The 18,614-nt window shown below is 41.8% G+C and carries 23 protein-coding genes; 10 read left to right on the forward strand and 13 right to left on the reverse strand.

All coding sequences use genetic code 11. The features are described 5' to 3' along the window. Positions 1–191: 191 nt before the first annotated feature. Genes G6R02_RS10535 through G6R02_RS10545 form a run of 3 tightly spaced genes read right to left on the reverse strand, consistent with a single transcriptional unit; the run spans position 192 to position 2,930 of the window. Positions 192–602: a YwpF family protein gene (locus G6R02_RS10535; protein ID WP_164669218.1), complete on the reverse strand. Its 411-nt coding sequence runs from the start codon at positions 600–602 to the stop codon at positions 192–194. Positions 603–620: 18 nt separating this feature from the next. After that, positions 621–1,643 (reverse strand): GTP 3',8-cyclase MoaA, encoded by a 1,023-nt coding sequence (moaA, locus tag G6R02_RS10540; RefSeq protein WP_164669219.1) that lies wholly within the window; start codon positions 1,641–1,643, stop codon positions 621–623. 21 nt (positions 1,644–1,664) lie between these two features. Then, the gene (locus G6R02_RS10545; protein ID WP_164670381.1) at positions 1,665–2,930 is read right to left on the reverse strand and encodes a molybdopterin molybdotransferase MoeA; all 1,266 of its coding nucleotides are present in this window, start codon (positions 2,928–2,930) and stop codon (positions 1,665–1,667) included. A gap of 160 nt (positions 2,931–3,090) precedes the next feature. Here G6R02_RS10545 and G6R02_RS19935 point away from each other — a divergent pair, with 160 nt between their 5' ends. Continuing rightward, positions 3,091–3,240: a hypothetical protein gene (locus G6R02_RS19935; RefSeq protein WP_205520113.1), complete on the forward strand. Its 150-nt coding sequence runs from the start codon at positions 3,091–3,093 to the stop codon at positions 3,238–3,240. Between the two features lie 135 nt (positions 3,241–3,375). Beyond that, positions 3,376–4,086, forward strand: coding sequence for a hypothetical protein (locus tag G6R02_RS10550; RefSeq protein WP_164669220.1), 711 nt, complete (start codon positions 3,376–3,378; stop codon positions 4,084–4,086). A gap of 43 nt (positions 4,087–4,129) precedes the next feature. On the opposite strand, the gene G6R02_RS10555 is transcribed toward G6R02_RS10550, so the two are convergent. After that, entirely contained in the window at positions 4,130–4,573 is a 444-nt protein-coding gene (locus G6R02_RS10555; protein WP_164669221.1) for a hypothetical protein, read from the reverse strand. A 148-nt stretch (positions 4,574–4,721) separates the two neighbouring features. On the opposite strand from G6R02_RS10555, the gene G6R02_RS10560 reads away from it, so the two are divergent. The 8 genes from G6R02_RS10560 to G6R02_RS10595 all read left to right on the forward strand — a co-directional run bounded on the left by G6R02_RS10560 (position 4,722) and on the right by G6R02_RS10595 (position 9,149). Beyond that, entirely contained in the window at positions 4,722–4,928 is a 207-nt protein-coding gene (locus G6R02_RS10560; RefSeq protein ID WP_164669222.1) for a DUF1657 domain-containing protein, read from the forward strand. A 52-nt stretch (positions 4,929–4,980) separates the two neighbouring features. Next, positions 4,981–5,439, forward strand: a complete 459-nt coding sequence (locus G6R02_RS10565) for a YhcN/YlaJ family sporulation lipoprotein (RefSeq protein ID WP_164669223.1) — start codon at positions 4,981–4,983, stop codon at positions 5,437–5,439. Positions 5,440–5,458: 19 nt separating this feature from the next. Continuing rightward, the gene (gene spoVAC, locus G6R02_RS10570; protein ID WP_164669224.1) at positions 5,459–5,938 is read left to right on the forward strand and encodes a stage V sporulation protein AC; all 480 of its coding nucleotides are present in this window, start codon (positions 5,459–5,461) and stop codon (positions 5,936–5,938) included. Next, positions 5,938–6,954, forward strand: a complete 1,017-nt coding sequence (gene spoVAD, locus G6R02_RS10575) for a stage V sporulation protein AD (protein WP_164669225.1) — start codon at positions 5,938–5,940, stop codon at positions 6,952–6,954. The genes spoVAC and spoVAD overlap by 1 nt, the downstream gene beginning before the upstream one ends. Further along, positions 6,951–7,301, forward strand: a complete 351-nt coding sequence (gene spoVAE / locus G6R02_RS10580; RefSeq protein ID WP_164669226.1) for a stage V sporulation protein AE — start codon at positions 6,951–6,953, stop codon at positions 7,299–7,301. The genes spoVAD and spoVAE overlap by 4 nt, the downstream gene beginning before the upstream one ends. Before the next feature lie 8 nt (positions 7,302–7,309). Further along, the gene (locus tag G6R02_RS10585) at positions 7,310–7,513 is read left to right on the forward strand and encodes a DUF1657 domain-containing protein (protein ID WP_164669227.1); all 204 of its coding nucleotides are present in this window, start codon (positions 7,310–7,312) and stop codon (positions 7,511–7,513) included. Between the two features lie 21 nt (positions 7,514–7,534). Continuing rightward, positions 7,535–8,392, forward strand: coding sequence for a DUF421 domain-containing protein (locus tag G6R02_RS10590; RefSeq protein ID WP_164669228.1), 858 nt, complete (start codon positions 7,535–7,537; stop codon positions 8,390–8,392). A 73-nt stretch (positions 8,393–8,465) separates the two neighbouring features. Further along, complete coding sequence (locus G6R02_RS10595) at positions 8,466–9,149, forward strand: thermonuclease family protein (RefSeq protein WP_164669229.1); 684 nt, start codon at positions 8,466–8,468, stop codon at positions 9,147–9,149. 124 nt (positions 9,150–9,273) lie between these two features. On the opposite strand, the gene G6R02_RS10600 is transcribed toward G6R02_RS10595, so the two are convergent. The 9 genes from G6R02_RS10600 to fdhD form a co-directional block, all read right to left on the reverse strand. After that, positions 9,274–9,459 carry a hypothetical protein gene (locus G6R02_RS10600; protein ID WP_164669230.1) on the reverse strand — a complete coding sequence of 62 codons (186 nt, stop codon included), beginning with the start codon at positions 9,457–9,459 and terminating at the stop codon, positions 9,274–9,276. A 33-nt stretch (positions 9,460–9,492) separates the two neighbouring features. Then, positions 9,493–10,476: a zinc-binding dehydrogenase gene (locus tag G6R02_RS10605; protein ID WP_164669231.1), complete on the reverse strand. Its 984-nt coding sequence runs from the start codon at positions 10,474–10,476 to the stop codon at positions 9,493–9,495. Between the two features lie 5 nt (positions 10,477–10,481). Continuing rightward, positions 10,482–11,414 carry an ArsA family ATPase gene (locus G6R02_RS10610; RefSeq protein WP_164669232.1) on the reverse strand — a complete coding sequence of 311 codons (933 nt, stop codon included), beginning with the start codon at positions 11,412–11,414 and terminating at the stop codon, positions 10,482–10,484. 311 nt (positions 11,415–11,725) lie between these two features. After that, positions 11,726–11,983 carry a cory-CC-star protein gene (locus G6R02_RS10615; protein ID WP_164669233.1) on the reverse strand — a complete coding sequence of 86 codons (258 nt, stop codon included), beginning with the start codon at positions 11,981–11,983 and terminating at the stop codon, positions 11,726–11,728. A gap of 63 nt (positions 11,984–12,046) precedes the next feature. After that, positions 12,047–13,783, reverse strand: coding sequence for a carbon starvation CstA family protein (locus G6R02_RS10620; protein ID WP_164669234.1), 1,737 nt, complete (start codon positions 13,781–13,783; stop codon positions 12,047–12,049). 124 nt (positions 13,784–13,907) lie between these two features. Then, positions 13,908–14,096, reverse strand: a complete 189-nt coding sequence (locus G6R02_RS10625) for a hypothetical protein (RefSeq protein WP_164669235.1) — start codon at positions 14,094–14,096, stop codon at positions 13,908–13,910. Between the two features lie 49 nt (positions 14,097–14,145). Then, positions 14,146–14,613: a helical membrane plugin domain-containing protein gene (locus G6R02_RS10630; RefSeq protein WP_164669236.1), complete on the reverse strand. Its 468-nt coding sequence runs from the start codon at positions 14,611–14,613 to the stop codon at positions 14,146–14,148. Further along, entirely contained in the window at positions 14,606–17,557 is a 2,952-nt protein-coding gene (gene fdhF / locus G6R02_RS10635) for a formate dehydrogenase subunit alpha (protein WP_164669237.1), read from the reverse strand. The genes G6R02_RS10630 and fdhF overlap by 8 nt, the downstream gene beginning before the upstream one ends. A gap of 14 nt (positions 17,558–17,571) precedes the next feature. Continuing rightward, positions 17,572–18,384 carry a formate dehydrogenase accessory sulfurtransferase FdhD gene (fdhD, locus tag G6R02_RS10640; protein ID WP_164669238.1) on the reverse strand — a complete coding sequence of 271 codons (813 nt, stop codon included), beginning with the start codon at positions 18,382–18,384 and terminating at the stop codon, positions 17,572–17,574. Positions 18,385–18,614 lie beyond the last annotated feature (230 nt).

Consider the following 18,614-nt stretch of genomic DNA (forward strand, 5'->3'; position numbering starts at 1 on the left):
CTCCGCAGCGACGAAGGAGCAAGGAGGCTCATCAGCCGCCCACGGAAAGCGAAGTGTATTTCCGCAGCGGCGGACTAACAATCATATAAAGTTATGTCGCAGTTTATGGAAATTACGAAGTTAGATTTCATTCTCTAATTGCAGCAAAAAATATTTGGAAAACAAAAAAAGGCTAGTCACAGGCTAACCTTTTAAGTTTCTTCTTTAAACTTTTCCAATAGTTTATCTCCGCTGTAACCTTGATCAATCAGCTTTTTTAACTTTTCTTCAATAATTTCCTTATGCTGGTCGATAATAGTTCCCCGGAAAAGGACGTTCATATGTGCCCCTATTTTGTTAACACCTGTTATTGTAGTAATAAAAGTTGCCGGTTCGTTCGATTCTGTAGTGATTTTCACCTGTATTAATATTTCTTCTTTTTTATTATTTAATTTGGCGAAAAAATCATAGTACTCATGCTGGAGGTATGCTTCTACAATCCATTGGTTGGTTTCATCTTCCCGATTAATAATCAACCCATCCAACAGTGGAAATGATTCACGAACAATGTTGGAATTTTGATTATCAAGGATTCCCAATGAAGCGAGTTTAAATGTTTTCATCCATTCACCTCCTGCCCCTTATCCTCCAATGTAAGACATTTCGATTTTCTTACGGTTACTTTTCGTATGCTCCGCACGCTCTTCGGAGTAACGGTCCTTCCTTCTTCCCCAGAGACCTGTTAATTCATCTTCAAGTTGTTCGTCAGTCAGCTCATTACGCATCTTTTCCCGGATATCAAATCCGCTTGATGCAAATAAGCATGTATACAGCTTGCCATCAGCCGACAACCGAATTCGTGTGCACGACCCGCAAAATGAATCGGTAACAGAAGAAATAACACCTATTTCTCCTCCGCCATCTTTATAGCGATATCTTGATGCGACCTCACCATAATAATTTTCTTCAGCAGGCTCAAGCGGCATTTCTTTGTCAATCATGTCAATAATCTGTTTTTTGGAAACAACATGTTTAAAATCCCAGCCGTTATGATTGCCGACATCCATAAATTCAATATAACGGAGGATAATATTTTTCCCTTTGAAATACCTGGCCATCGGGAGAACCTGACTTTCATTCATTCCTTTTTTAACAACCATATTCAATTTCACCTGTAATCCCGCTTTTTGGGCTGCTTCAATTCCTTTCAGAACGGGACGGGAACCAACACCTTTTCCGTTGATTTCTTTAAACACATCATCCTCAATAGCATCAAGGCTGATATTAACACGTTTAAGCCCTGCTGCCTTCAATTTCTGAGCCTGCTTTGGCAAAAATACTCCATTTGTTGTTAAGGCAATGTCGTTTATACCAGGAATATCTGCCAGCTGTTTTATTAATTGGTCCAAATTTCTGCGCATAAGGGGTTCACCGCCTGTAATTCGGATTTTCTCCACCCCTAATTTTGCAAACGTTTTGGCCAGGCGTACAATTTCATCAAAACTTAGCAATTCTTCTTCTGATAAAAATACATAGTCACTGCCGAATATCTCTTTTGGCATACAATATGTACAACGAAAATTGCATTTATCTATAACTGAAATACGGAGGTCCTTCAGTACTCTTCCAAAATGATCTTTTACTGGTGCTGCATTATTTTGCACAGAAAACACTCCTTTTTTGTACTAAAATTCCGGCTGCCCTCCATCATCGTTCAGCAACAATACATCTACCTGATCACCCGGTTTGAAGCCACGTGTGCCACCAGGCAGAACCATTAAGCTTATGGAATAAGCCAATGAAGTTACAACATTTGATTTATCCATTCCTGCCAGGTGTACATTGACCCTTCCTTCATCATCATAGGTTATGTAACTCCGTACAAATCGCATAAATGGATTTGGTTTTGGAAATTCATCTGCCAATGTTGCCTTAATCCGCTTTAAGAAAGGATTGCGGCTTTGCAGGTAATGCTGCAAAATCGGTCGGGCATACAATTCAAACCCTACATAACATGCAGAGGGATTGCCAGACAGACCGAATAATAACTGATTCCCAACAGAAGCGACCGTTGTTACGCTGCCCGGACGCATTTGAATTTTATTAAAAAGTACAGTTGCACCCAATTTTTCATAAATGGCGGGCATTAAGTCAAAATCACCAACTGAAACACCTCCAGTAGTAATTAAAATATCCACTTCCGCTAATGCCTGCTTAATCAATTTATAGCTTGGATCAAACTCATCTGCCAGCTTCCCGAAATATTTATACTCTGCTCCTGCGCGGATAATTTGTGATTCAATCATATACCCATTGGAATTTCTGATTTTTCCCGGCTGAAGTTCTTCATCAACATCAAGCAGCTCAGTACCAGTTGCGATTATTCCAACTACCGGTTTTTTTGCTACTGGCACTTCACTGTAACCGAAAGTAGCGAGAATTGCTTTAACGCCGGGATTTATTAGTGTTCCCTTTTCAATCAGCTTTTTCCCGGAAGACATTTCGGAGCCTTCCTGGATTATATTTTGTCCTTCTTTCATTGTTCGCTTAATGGACATATATGGTTGGCTATTTTTTTCGTACGCCTTGCATATTTCAAACATGGCAACACAATCAGCACCCTCAGGAATTTTTGCTCCAGTCATGATCCGTGTCGCCTGTCCTCTACCCAGTTTAATTGTTGGAACCTGACCGGCACCAATATGTTCAACAACCTCAAGTTCCACCGGATTATCCGAACCAGCTTCCAACGTATCCTCTGAACGTAATGCAAACCCATCATATGGTGATTTGGCAAACGGCGGCAATGGATGTGTTGCCACGATATCCTGCCCGAGTCTTCTATTATCGCAATCATTTATCGATACATATTCCGTACTTCCCTGCAATCGATGTTTCCACACATAATTAATCGCTTCCTGTACCGGAATAGGTTTTCGTCTCTCAACCATTCGTATCAAACCTTCCATTGCAATTCGTTACTCCAAGTGTAACAAAAACAGTGGAAAATTGATATTTACAACGCCCAGTTAATTGTGAATGTTTCATGTCTTTTTCTTTTGGGAACTTAATCACAAAGACATTAAGACTGACTAAACAGGAGTGATACGTATGGCAGATAAAGATATGGAAATAGAACGCAAAGAAAAGAAATCTGATTCCAGTAAAGTCGGTGTTGCCTTAATCAAGTACGCAACCTATCTGATTATCTTCTTTGGAATACTATGGTTTTTGATCAGCTACGTCTTCCCAATGCTCTAAGTTTGAGCCGGACGAACTGACCAGTCAATAAACTAAGACAAGCATCCCCCAAAAAACATCACTTATAGTGGTGTTTTTTTAATATTCGTTTTAGTATAATTAAATTATATATTCGCAATTTAGGGGATGCTTATGATGTTTAAACGGCTATTATTATTATTGATTATATTTCTTGCAGCCTGCACAAATGAACCGGTACTCGTAAAAAAAGACACTCCGCCGGAAGATCCCAACAAGAAACCGGAAATCGTGGAACAGCAGCATGATAATGAAGAAGAAGTTGATGAATTTATTGAATTTGTTTTACCTGATGAAAAAGTAATGATTAATTTGGAAATGGTGCCAATTCTGAATGAATATTTGCATGCATCCCAGGACCGCAAAAAAGTAATAGAGCAAATGAGTATTGATCGTATGGATGTTACCGGTAAAAGCCTCTATTTACTAAAGTTCTCCTGCCATAATGATATTTGTTCTTATATGTTGCTTGACCAAACAAAAGATAATCAGGCATATTTAATTGCTGATCTGGCAAAATTAATCCAAATGGAAGTTTCACTTGACGAAACAAAAATTTTATTCCATTTTGACAGGAATATTCAATCACCAGTTCCGCCTTCAGACATTGTTGTAATCGAATTGGAAAAATGGGAGCCTGTTTCACTTGTAAACCAGACAAGTGACAAAGAAATACTCGATTATAAATGGCCGATCATTACAGCTGACTGGAACGAGGATCAAACCATTTCGGCTACCATTCCAGACATTGGAGAACCGAATCTTCAACAGTGGAATGAAAGTGATCAACCAACAAAACGTATTGAATTCTCTATAGAAGCAAATTAATAGAAAATAAGAAAACAGCATCGTTTAATCCGGATGCTGTTTTTTATTCAAAAATTAAGTTTTCTTCATGGTTAATCGTTATTTCTTTACCTTTCACGTTAAACCTGGACTCACTATATAAGGTGTACTCTCCTCCGCTTGGTGATTCAAAGGTTACAGGATCTTGAGGATGATAACTGTTGCCGGCTTTCAATACTTTTGTAACAGTACTTCCGGTATAATCATGATTTTTATGTTTAAACGACACAGAGATCAGCGGGGTTTGATGTTCAATTTCAATTTCACCTTCCCCATTATATTGAATGGAGCGCAACACACGAAATCCATCATCAATTTTTTCCACTCGAATATTCAACGTAAAATCCTCTTTATGTATTTGACCTGATTTATTGGTCGTCAACTCTGCCCCTGCCCGTCCATAAAACCAAAACGACCACGAAACACAAATAAACAAAACAATAATCCCAACAAGGATCCCCTTTTTCATTTTCCAAGCCTCCATTCTATTATATATGACGTATTGACCTTCCAAAAAGTTTCCAAAAAATTATCATATACAGAAAAAAATAAAACGTATAATTACCGACATTAAATTAAATTATAATAGTGAGGCGTTTATAAAAAGGAGGTTTACCATGACTGTTTCAACTCAGGTTAAACAAACCATCGCCGGTTTAAAAAGTGCACAGGCTAGTTTTGAACAATTTGCATTGCAGACCGAAAATAAACAAGCTAAACAGATGTATGAAAATGCTGCACAACAAACACAAAGTATTTTACAAAGTGTTGAACCGCGAATAACCCAGATGGAGAATGAAGAACCACAATACAAAGGTTTTTAATATTAATACGAGGTTGGCAACTGCCAGCCTCTACAACCTGGAGGAATAGCTAATGAACGGTTTTCGAATATTGCTTGCAATAGGACTGATTTTTTTCCTGATAGGTTGCACACCCGAAACAGATACATCGCAAAATGATAATAATAATGTCAACTTTACTAACATTTCTGCTAAACGATCCATTGACCAGTCGGTGTCAAATATGGCCAAACAAAGCCTAAAACCCTATAAGGAACTGAAATCCATTAACGCAGTAAACGTTGGAGAAAACCTTATTATTGCAGTTGATGTGTACCAGAATGAACGTTTCGGATTAGCGGATATCCGCAAAAAATTGCACAAAAAAATGGAAAAAGCATTTCCCAGCCACAAAGTTAAGCTATCAACAGACAAAAAATTAATTATTGAAGTAGATAAGCTGGAAAAACAAATTGAAGAGGGAAATATCTCTAGAGAAAAGCTTAAGAAAAAAGTGAAACATCTCGTCAAATTGGATAATGAACAAACATAGGGAAAAGAGTGAGTGAATCATGGCAGATAAGAAAAAGAAAAAATTACCGCCAAGCGCACAAAAATATCAAGCGTTCCAAAAGCATAGAGAAGTAAAGAGACCTATTGTAAAGAACTGCATTAAAGCTTTTTTTGTAGGTGGATTTATTTGTTTTATCGGCCAGATTATCTCTACGTTTTATATCTATTTTTTTGAATTCACCGAACAGACGGTTGGTAATCCAACCGTTGCCACCCTGATCTTTATTACCATGTTTTTAACCGGGTTTGGGGTGTACGATCGTATCGGCCAATTTGCCGGAGCTGGTTCTGCTGTACCTGTCACCGGATTTGGGAATGCAGTTATTTCTGCTGCAATTGAACATCGGACGGAAGGGTTTGTTTTAGGTGTTGGTGGCAACATGTTTAAACTTGCTGGATCGGTAATCCTGTTTGGGGTGTTTTCTGCGTTTATCATTTCTTTAATTAAAACAATTCTGATTCAATGGGGTGGCTTGTAATGTTAGCCGGACACCGTACATGGATTTTCGAAAATAAGCCGGTCATTATTTCAACTGGTACCGTTGGAGGACCTTTTGAAGCAAACGGAAACATCCCAAATGATATCGATATATTACATGATGACATGTGGCTTAAGCAGGAAACGTTTGAAAAAGCCCAGCGGATTATGATGGAAGAAGCATCCCAATTTGCCATAAAGAACAGTCTGATAGAAAAAGAACAAGTACAATTCTTTATCAGCGGTGACCTGATTAATCAAATAACACCAACCAGTTTTGCAGCCAAAACGTTGGATATGCCCTATTTTGGGCTGTTCAGTGCCTGTGCAACAACAACTGAAAGCCTGGCACTTGCCGCCTATCTTATAAATAGCGGCGGAGCAGAATATATTTTAAGCGGGACCAGCAGCCATAATGCAGCTACAGAAAAGCAATTCCGTTACCCAACTGAGTATGGCGGACAAAAACCCCCAACTGCACAATGGACAGTAACAGGGGCAGGATGTGCACTGGTTGCCAAAGAAGGAGATGGCCCAAGAATTACATCGGCAACCATCGGTAAAGTTATTGATATGGGAATGACTGACCCATTTAATATGGGTGGTGCAATGGCCCCTGCTGCCGTTGATACTATCGAAACACATCTGCGTGAACGCAATGTTGACCCTTCTTACTATGATTTAATCATTACCGGAGATCTTGGCCATGTCGGCCGCGAGGTTTCATTGGATCTTCTCCAGAAAAAAAACATTGCGGTAACCGAAGAGAATTATAAAGACTGCGGGTTAACCATCTACAGAGAAGACCAGCCTGTCCTGTCCGGAGCAAGTGGAGCGGCTTGCTCATCAGTAGTGCTATACGGACATTTTTTAAATCTGATGAAACAAAAAGAACTAAACCGTATTCTCGTTGTTGCAACAGGTTCACTGCATTCACCGCTTAGTGTACAGCAGAACGACTCCATTCCTTGTATTGCACATGCAGTTTCTATCGAATCAGGAAGTGATATACAATGATTTTTTTCTGGGCATTTGTCGTTGGTGGGCTGATTTGTGTAATTGGACAGATTATGTTTGATGTTTTCAAGTTTAATCCGGGACTTACCCTCAGCATTCTTGTTGTAGCAGGTGCCATCTTGGACGGTTTTGGCCTGTACGAACCATTAATCGACTTTGCAGGCGCCGGTGCAACCGTACCAATAACAAGCTTTGGAAATTCACTTGTACATGGCGCGATGGATGAAGCAGAAAAACATGGATTGATAGGTGTTGTAACCGGAATGTTCGAAGTAACGAGTGCCGGTATTTCTGCTGCCATTATTTTTGGAATGATTGGTGCAATCATCTTTAAACCGAAAGGATAGGATAAGAAATGACTGTCGGATCACAGGTAAAAAGCTGTTATTCATCGGTGAAAAACGTTGATGCAACGCTTGAATCATTAGCCAACAAAACACAAAGTCCAGAAGCTGGAGAAGCATTTGAAGAAGCACAGGAAATCATTGCTCAGGTTAAGGAAGATTTGAAAAACCAGGTTATATACCTTGCCAAAGAGGAACCACAGTATAAAAACTAAACACGGAACAGGAGGGATTCCATGCCAGGGTGGGTTGAGATTGTAATCCGATCATTGAGTTTACTGGTTGCATTATTTTTTATTACTAAAATGCTTGGTAAAAAGCAAATGGCACAACTGGATATTTTTCAATATATAACCGGGATTGTTATTGGCAGTATTGTTGCAACACATGTAACAGATTTATCAACCCAGTTTGAATACGCGATTATTGCGCTTCTGATCTGGTTTCTCGTACCATTAGGTGTGGAGTTTTTATCACTGAAAAGCAAACGATTTCGTAATTTCAGCCAGGGCAAAGGAACAGTTTTTATTCAAAATGGAAAAATCATGGAGGATAATCTGAAAAAAGAACGATTTACAACAGATGACCTGCTTGAAGAATTACGTAATAACAAAATTTATAATGCAGCTGATGTGGAATTTGCTGTTCTTGAACCAACAGGGAAAGTAAATGTGTTGCCTAAAAAAGAATACCAGCCACTAACGGCCAAAGATTTCGGTTTAAAACTCTCACCGGATAAAGAACCCCAGACAGTTATTATGGATGGTGAAATTTTACTGGAACCTTTGGCAAATGCATCACTAAGCAAAAGTTGGCTGGAAATGGAACTTGAAAAAATTAACGTAAGTCTTGAAAATGTTTTCCTGGGCCAGGTGGATAGTGATGGGCAATTAACTGTTGATTTGTATGATGACCAAATAGCAGTACCGAGTCCATCTGAAAAACCTCTCCTTAACGCAACAATGAAAAAATGTCAGGCAGACCTGGAATTGTTTGCCCTGGCTACAGAAAGCAAAAAATCAAAAGCATTGTATGAAAAAAACAGCCGGCTGATGCAAAAAGCCATAGACAAGGTATCACCATATTTAAAATAAACCTTCAGCTGTAGTGAAAGAGCTCCCAATGGTGTATAATTGGTTTTTGATTATACACTAGCGGGGTTTTTAAATGATCAGGAAAATAATTATTTTACTATTGCTTTCACTTCTTGCAGCCTGTTCAGCAGCATCAGGTAATGAAGTTACTTTTGTTCGTGCCGTTGACGGGGATACTTTTATTGCCAATGTCGATGGAAAAGAAGAGTATGTCCGCCTGCTGTTAGTGGACACTCCTGAAACGAAACATCCGGATAAAGAGGTACAGCCTTTTGGCCCTGAAGCCAGTCAATTAATGGAGGATACCTTCTCCAAATCAGAATCTATTCAGCTGGAATTTGGTACCGAAAAACGTGATAAATATGATAGATTACTTGCATATTTATATTCCGATGACGGCCAAATGTTTAATAAATTGCTCCTGAAAAAAGGATTGGCGCGTGTCGCATATGTTTATCCACCGAATGATAAGTATGTCGGGGGGTTTCGGAAAATAGAACAAAAGGCAAAGGAAGCGGAAAAAAGAATATGGAGTATTTCCGGATATGTAACTGAGGATGGCTTTAATGGTAATGTTGTGGAAGATCAGCCCGCGAATCCGAAACTTCCGTATGACCCGTCCGGACCAGACCGGGACTGCGGCGATTTTAATTCCCAGGAATCGGCACAGGCGTTTTTCGAAGCAGCCGGTGGACCGGAAAAAGATCCGCATCGCCTTGATGGTGAGGGTGATGGACTTGTGTGTGAGGGATTGTAATGAAATAGGTACATGTTGTGGCCTCGGGATGATATATTTAGTGTGGAGTTGATATATGTGCTGTGGGTTTGATATTTTTTGTTCTCGGGCAGATGTTGATTCTGTCAAGCTGATGTTTGCGCTCTCAAACCGATGTTTCGCTTTTCTGCCGATGTTCCGCTTCTTCTGCCGATGTTCTGCTCCTTCTGCCGATGTTCCGCTCCTTCTGCCAATGTTCTGCTCCTTCTGCCGATATTTTCGCTCTTTGTGCCGATATTTTCGCTTCTTCATCACGAGACTTTTTTCCAGAATTAAATATATCCATAAACAAATAAAGGCCCCCCACAAGAGAGCCTAATCACTTTTATTCACTAATCCGCAATGCAACCTTCCCAAACTGCTTTCCTTCCCCAAGATAGTCCATCGCATCCTGTGCCTCATCCAACAAGAATGTCCGGTCAACTACTGGATGCATTTTATGCTTCGTCACATGTTCCAGCATTGCCTGAAGTTCTTCTCTGCTTCCCATCGTTGAGCCAAACAATTGATATTGTCCATAGAAAAATTTGCGCAGGTTCAAATTAACCGTATCTTCCGTTGTAGCACCAAAAACGACAATGCGACCGCCTTTTTTCAGAACGTCCAATGAACGATTAAACGTAGCGCGGCCGACACTTTCGATTACTAAATCAATCGTTTCATTTTTTAACTCCTCAGGCCAGTCACTATTCGTATCCAGCGTCATATCTGCTCCCAACGACTCAGCCTGCTGACGTTTTTCCTCGCTCCGGGAAGTCACAATCACCCGTGCACCAACATTCTTAGCAAACTGAATTAAATAGGTCGCGACACCACTTCCAGCCCCAGGGATAAATACGGTGTCACCCTCTTTCAATTCACCTTTCGTAAACAACGCACGAAATCCGGTAAGTCCGGCAAGTGCCAGGACACCTGCTTCTTCCCGTGTCATATGTTCCGGTTTCGGCTCTACCTGTCCCGCCGGCAATACGATCTTTTCCGTAAACGTGCCGTGATCCGGCATACCCAGAATATCGAATCCTTCCGGCGGGGCATCACTATTTTTTTCCCAGCCGAGTGCAGGATTGATAATAACCTCATCCCCAACAGATAATTCAGAAACACCTTCACCGACTGATTCGATAACACCAGCACCATCAGATCCCAAAATTAACGGATCTGTTTTATCTCCCCGGCGTTTCGGAATGGACAAATCACGGCGATTTAGTCCTGCTGCACGAATCGATACCAATACCTGCCCATGGTCAGCAAATGGTTCATTCATTTCTCTGAGTTTCATTCCACCTTGTTCATGTACAAATGCCTTCATACCGGTCACCCTTCCACATAATATTTACTGAATTCCTCCAGTTGTTCTTTGTTTACAATATCGTTTGAAAATAATGGTACATAGATTAGATTTTGCTTTTGGAATGTTCCCTTAATCATTTCCATATATTGCCTTTCGTGTTCTTTTCGCTGCAGTAAAAAATCCCCATCTGCATTTTCCGGCAATATTTTATTTATAATCAATGTTTTCACATGCAGGTGGTATTTATCAAGTAATTGAATTGCTTTTTCCGTTTCCAGTATCGGCAGACGTTCTGGATTCATGACGAAAATAAATCCGGTGACCTTACCGTCCAGAAGTACTTCCCTTGCCTTGGCGAATCGCTCCTGCCGCGTTTTCAAAACATCATATATCGGGTCTTCCACCGGATCGCCATCATTCAGCAGCTGGGTGTAATTTTCTTTGGTCTTTTGACGTTTTTGCAGCATTCCTTCAATCCATACTCCCATTAACTCCGGCAACGAAAGCAAACGGATTGTATGTCCGGTTGGTGCAGTATCAAAAATAATCTTATCATAGTTTTCACTTTCTTCTAAGATAATAGAAATCAGTTTATCAAATAATGCCGCCTCATCCGCACCCGGTGAAGCCTTCGCGGTATCAAGCTGGCGGTGCACTTCCTCCATCATGCTTGAATGCACAACACCTTTAATATTTTCTTTGACCCCTTTAATGTATTTATTCGTCTCGATTTCCGGATCAATCTCAAGTGCATACAGATTGTCTGAAATTTCTGCAGTTTTTCCACCAACCGATTGATTGAAAATATCGCCAAGATTGTGTGCCGGATCCGTTGAAATAAGCAGCGTTTTATTGTCCTCCTCAGCAGATTTCCAGGCGATTGCCGCAGCAGACGTTGACTTCCCTACCCCACCTTTACCACCAACAAATATGATTTTTTTCTCAAGAACTTGCATAGTACGACTCCTTTTTTTAAGGCTGTTTTAGCATGGATTAATGCTCTGACCCGCAGCCCGGATACACTTCGCTTTCACACCTCCGGGTACCAAGGCGACATCTGCTCAAAAAGTACGTTTTCGCAGTGTCTTCTTAGCCGGGGGCAGCTGTTGAGCCCTCCTCGCGCTGCCGCACTCGGTGGTCTCACCGATGCCTCAGCTCCCCCAGGAGTCTACGTGTATCCGGGCTGCTTGTAGAAAATGTAAGCCTAAATATTTCTTCTAAAGCATCAACTTTTTAGAAAACAGGTTTTTTTTAAAATACCAGTTAGTTAACAACAACGAATTCCTGTCATAGGTGATTTTTCCATCCCCATCCGCAAGTGCCAGTCATGAAATTGTTCAATCATATATGGATACAACTCGAGCGTGTAGTAATAAACAGGATTTGGAATGCCGATCATTTCGGAATATAAGAGCAGCAGAAACAAGTCATCCTGGTCACGCAGTTCGCGGGCAATTTCCTGTCGGTGCGGCATGTTTAATACTTCTTCATAATAATCAATCAGCATCTTCAGCTTATCCAGCACGATCCTCACCTCTCCTTTAATCAGAAAAGGGATCACTAATGATAATGATCCCCCTCCAACTATTTAATCGTCCCTGTTATCCGGTATATCCATCTTTCCGGTAAGTGCCGTAAATGCTGTCAAAATAATCCAGACAGCAAATACAAAAATAATTGCCCCAAAAACGAACAATAATGTACTGGATTCAGATCCCCACCATGACCACTGGAAAACAACCTGCTGGAACATCGCATACAGTGTCATGAACATCAGGAATACCATTGGCAGGAAGGCAATCATGTAGTTTCGGCCCTGGCGTTTAAGCCAAATTGCAATAAGCAATAAACTGATGCCCGCAAGCAGTTGATTGGAAGTACCAAATAGTGGCCATAACAGATAACCGCCTGACCCAAAACCCTTTGGCCCTTCCGGAAGCAATACCAATGCAGCACTTGAAACAACTGCTAGACTCGTTGCTACATGCATTTTGGAAAGTCCAGGCATCTTGTATTCAACACCAAGCTCCGCAATAATGTAGCGCATTAACCGAACTGATGTATCCAATGTTGTCGCTGCAAAACTGACGACAATTACCGAAACAATGGTTGCTGCAATATCCGGTGGAATCATAAGACCAGTTGCTAACTGTCCTGCACCTTCCACAAATACATTAAGACCTGCCCCACCCGCAGCTGTAAAACTGGAGTATGTCGCCATAAATTCATCGGTATTAGAGAAGAATGTAACAACAGCTATAATGGATATTAACGCCAAAGCACCTTCTCCTACTGCACCTAAATATCCTACAAAGCGCGCATCGGTTTCTTTATTCAACTGCTTACTGGATGTTCCGCTAGACACAAGCCCATGGAATCCTGATATGGCACCACATGCAATCGTAATGAATAACAGCGGGAACCAGGAAACATCTGTACCCGTATTTGTTAATGGAGCAGTTATTTCCGGGTTGGAAAACAACAACCCTAAGTATAAAATGGCCAACCCAACAACAAGCTGATGGGAATTAATAAAATCACGCGGCTGCAATAGCTTCCATACCGGTAAAGTTGAAGCAATGTAGACGTATACCATCAGAATAATGATCCAAATGAAAAATGCAGTCGATACCGCACCAAGGCCAAATAAACCAGCTCCACCTTCTCCCCCCATATATTGAACGAGGTCAATCTTAAGGAAATCGACCCTGCTGGCAATTACAGCAGTTAAGTACATAACAGCAAGCGCCAGTAACGATGGGACAAGCATCTTCTTTTGGCGTTTATAAACCGCAAAACCAATCCAAACCGCCAGTGGAATTTGAATAAACACTGGTATAACACTTGCCGGGAATGAAATGAACAGATTTGCAATCACCCAGGCAAACACCGCATTAACCATTAGAACCAGTATAAGGATAATGAATAAAAACAAAATCTTCGCCCGCTGCCCAATCAGTTTATTTGCAAGTGTACCAACCGACTGACCTTTGTTCCGGACAGATAAAACCAATGTTCCAAAATCATGAACCCCAGCTGCAAAAACGGTTCCAAGAATTACCCATAAAAATGCCGGTAGCCACCCCCAATAAACCGCGATAGCCGGTCCAACAATTGGAGCCGCACCTGCAACTGATGTAAAATGATGGCCCCACAAGACGAACTTATTTGTAGGTACAAAGTCAACGCCATCTTTATATCGGTGTGCCGGTGTAACATAATTGGGATCAAGACGGAAAATTTTATCAGCAACAAACTTGGAATAATACCGGTAACCCAAGGCGAAAACAATTATCCCGATTAACGCAACAACAATACCACTCACGTCATTTACCTCCCCTTATTTTATTGAGAAATCTCTTTGAATAGAGCCTTTCCCAGTACAATCTATGCGTGAGTGGTGCTCTTTAGTACAACTTCCTTTTATGCGGGAAGTTTTTGTTCCAGCGCTAATGTTCCGCTTCTTCTGCCGATATTTCGCCTCTTCTGCTAATGTTCCGCTCCTTCTGCCGATGTTTCGCCTCTTTTGCCGATGTTTCGCCTCTTCTGCTGATGTTCCGCTTCTTTTGCCGATGTTCTGATTCTTTTGCCGATAGTCCCCCTCTACCACCAATCTCTCTCCGCCAGACTTTATTCAAAAAAACACCCCGAAAGCGGCACTTCCAACTTTCGGGACATTCTCTCAATCTATTCTTTTCCCATACCGCGCAGAAACTGCAGCAGCATCGTAACGCTTCGATTAATCTCCGGATCTTTCAATGCTTTCAACAGATCCATATACGATGTTCGCTCAGCATCCTCGATTGTACTCGCTACTTCCAATCCACGGTTTAATCTATCTCCAAAATATTGAAGTTCATCTATTTTCAGCTCACCAATAAGGAAAAACAGTTTACCGATATTCTCCAACGTTCCCGAGTATTGCGGCTTGTTCAGTTCACCCATGATATTTTCCAGCGCATCCTCTTTATGCTTCACAATGGCATTTGCCATATCCAGTGAACCGTTCTTCTCCAAAGATGCCAACAGGTCAATTCCTTTTAAAATAGCATCCTTATTTTCGCTGACCGCCTTTGAAACCTCATCCAGATTCTGCTCATGTGCGACCTCTTCCGGAACTTCCATCCGCTTGATTTTTGATATCGGTTCAGACATCATGCTTCACCTGACTTCCCGGGAAAATATAGTCATTGCGGTTCCACTTCCGGTCCACCCGTACACCAATTTGCGGCTGCGGATTGCCTCTGCGGTAATTGTTTGGCGGCAATGGACTCTTTCCTTTTTTCTTAATCACTTCCATCTTCACGGCAATCTCCTTATATGCCGGCGTGTTGGTATCCTTGTCGACGTTATTATCAGTCAGGAAGTTGACCGCCGTTCTTCCGTTATCATTCAGCGGAAGATAGACTTCTTTTCCCCTGACCCGATCAGTCACGTGCACCAATCCTGTTACTTCCCCAGCATGGGAAATCAGTTTAATTTCTGCACCTTCTCGAACACCGCGTTCCTCTGCCAGTTCCGGTGAAATTTCAATAAATGCATTCGGCAGTTTTCTGGTAATCGCCGGTGATTTATACGTCATATTCCCTTCATGGAAATGCTCAAGCACCCGACCATTATTCACATGTAAGTCATATTCTTCATTCGTTTCGTACCGCAAATTATATTCAAGCGGATAGAACCTAGCCTTATTATCCTCAAATGGAAACCCATCTACATATAACAACGGTGTATCTGTACCATCGGCTGCGACCGGCCACTGCAGACTATTGTAATCTGTCAGTCTATCATAGTTAACACCGGCAAATAACGGTGCTAGGGATGCAGCTTCATCCATGATCTCAGACGGGTTCGTGTACCCCCAGTCATATCCCATACGCGACGCAATATCCGTGATAATTTCCCAGTCAGGAAGGGAATCCCCTACCGGATCAAGCGCCTTATATAAACGCTGGATACGCCTTTCCGTATTGGTGAACGTTCCTTCTTTCTCAAGACTTGGCACAGCAGGCAAAATAACATCCGCATATTCAGCCGTCTTTGTTAAAAATAAATCCTGAATGACAAAGAAATCAAGCTTTTCAAAAGCAGCCCTGACGTAATTGATATTTGCATCAACAATACCCGTATCCTCGCCAAGAACATAAAGCGAGTTAAGTTCACCCTCATGAATCGCCTCAATCATCTCATGGTTATCTTTTCCCGGCTCACCCGGTATTTCCACATTCCACGCAGTTTCATACCGTGCCCGCACCACATCATCAGAAACTTTTTCATATCCCGGAAAGAAGTTCGGCATGCTTCCAAAATCACTGCAGCCCTGCACATTATTATGACCCCTTAGTGGATATGCACCGGTGCCATTGCGCATATAGTTGCCGGTAACAAGTAATAGATTTGAGATTGCAGTACTCGTATCACTGCCAAGCTGGTGCTGCGTAACACCCATTGCCCAGCAAATTGCAACCTTTTCCACACTGACAATCTGTTCAGCGATTCCAATCAGGTCTTCTTTTGAAATGCCGGTTAATTCCTCGGCATATTCCAGTGTAAATTGACTCAAGCTTTCTTTATAATCATCAAAACCATTCACCCATTTTTCAACAAACGCACGATTTTCCCATCCCTGGTCAATAATGTATTTTGTTACGGCAGACAACCATACCAGGTCCGTTCCGCTTTTTGGCTGGAAAAACCGGTCAGCCCGCTGCCCCATTTCCTGCTTGCGCAAATCAAACACGTAAAGCTTTTGACCAAATAACTTTTGGGACCGTTTAATCCGTGAAGCCAGCACTGGATGGGATTCCGCTGTATTAGAGCCAATCGTAATCACCATGTCCGCCTCAGCTATGTCATCAATCGATCCGGAATCACCGCCATGCCCGACCGTCCGGAAAAGACCTTTCGTTGCCGGTGACTGACAATAGCGCGAGCAGTTATCCACGTTATTTGTCCCGACAACCTGACGTGCCAGTTTTTGCATGACATAGGATTCCTCGTTTGTTGCTTTGGATGATGAAATAAATCCAAGTGCATCGGCACCTTTTTCCGCCTTTATTTCAGAAAAACGCTTCGCCACATAGTCCAGCGCTTCATCCCACTCCACTTCCTTAAACGCCTCACCATCACGGATCAGCGGCTTGGTCAAACGCTCTTCCGAATTCACATAATCCCAGCCGAATTTTCCTTTGATGCAAGTGGAAATACCATTCGCCGGTGAATCCTGCTGCGGTTCCACTTTCAAGATTTTCCGGTCTTTTGTCCAAACATCAAATGTGCAGCCGACACCGCAGTATGTACAAACGGTTTTCGTCTTTTCAATCCGTTCCTCCCGCATTGATGCCTCCGTGTCAGACACTGCAAATAACGGCCCGTAACCAGGCTCCGCTTTTTTCGTTACATCAATCATCGACCGGAGCAGACCCGGACTGTGATCCGTCATGTAACCCGCTTCACCAACCATTTCAGTTTCCATTAATGCATTACACGGACAAACCGTAACACACTGCCCGCAGCTGACACATGATGATTCATCAATTGGCACATCATTATCCCAGACAACTCGCGGCTGCTCGCGATTCCAGTCAATCAGCAACGTCTCATTCACCTGAACATCCTGACATACCTCCACACAGCGCCCGCACAAAATACACTGATCCGGGTCGTACCGATAAAAGGGACTTGAGTTATCAATCTCATATGGCTTTGGTTCAAATGGTCTTGACTGATGTTCCAATCCAAATTCCGCAACCGTATTATGAATCTCGCATGACCCATTGTTATAGTCACAAACCGTACAATACAGCTCATGATTTTCCAATATCCGGTCAAGCGCCTCTTTCTGAGCGGCATCAACCGGCTCGATTATCGTGTTCACATTCATGCCTGTCTTTACAGTTGTTCCACACGCCCGCGTAATTTCTCCATCAACCTCAACCATACACGTGTCACACGTCTGTACCGGGCCGAGCGCCTCGTTGTAACAAATTTGCGGCACAAACTCTCCCGTCGTATTAATCAAATCCAGCAAGTTCTGCTCCGGCTTGGCCAAGTACTCTTTCCCATTAACTGTAACGATAATATGGTCCTGATTTTGCAAAAAAATCCCCTCCTCTAATTGCTATAGTGAAAATCTTTTCTTGCATCACCATACACTCTGTTTTCATGGGTATATACATTCAGACTGTTTTCACGGACAAACCCAATTGCCGTTATTTGCAGATCATCAGCCAGTCTTAGTGCCAGATCAGTTGGCGCCGACTTGGCTATCAATATTCCCGCACCAATTTTTGATACTTTTAAAATAACCTCCGATGAAATCCTTCCGCTGAATAAAATAATTTTATCCTTCAAGAAAATGCGATTTTGCAAAATATATCCGTACAGTTTATCTAGTGCATTATGCCTGCCAATATCAATATAGGAAGCAATTAATTCGTCGGCAGTTGCCAATGCGGCCTGATGAACCCCGCCTGTCCGGCCGTGCACCTCAGCATTCCTCTCGAATTTTTTCATCAGTTCATATATCTGCTGGGTGGATATCATCATGTTGGAATAAATCGTTTTGGCTGTTTTCACATCCTGCTTTAGATAAAACTCCCTGCTTTTCCCGCAGCACGAGCCGATCCAGCGCTCGGTCCGCTCGGAAAACTCCACGGGGCCGACTAAATCAACATAAACAAAGCCCTTCGCCATATCAACGGATATTTTCTCAACTTGCTTTGGTGAACGGATGATTCCTTCAGATGCCAAAAATCCGAATGCCATCTCTCGTATATTGTTCGGCGTGCAGACAATCGTTGCGTACTGCTCCTCATTAATCATGACAGTAACCGCAGATTCCCTGGCAATCTCATCCTCTTCGTTCATTTTCAGATGGTGATGGTATTTTGCCGTTTGCCACCGCAGCAAACTTTCGTCATTCATATATCCCCCTCCCTTTTAGTAAAGCGCTTTCACTTAAACTAATTTAAATCCTTATACCCCCTGCTATAAGATGAAAAACATATCTATTTTACAGAATATTATAACATATTTATATTAAAAAAAGACATCACGATTTTGGAATTCTATTGATGAACTACCTGTGAATAAGTTTTGCTATAGGTATGAAGGCCAAAATTCGCTTTGAAGCCTTTATAATTGTCTTTCAACAA

Origin of the sequence: Virgibacillus doumboii, assembly GCF_902806455.1 — a bacterium.
Classification (GTDB): Bacteria; Bacillota; Bacilli; order Bacillales; family Amphibacillaceae; genus Lentibacillus; species Lentibacillus doumboii.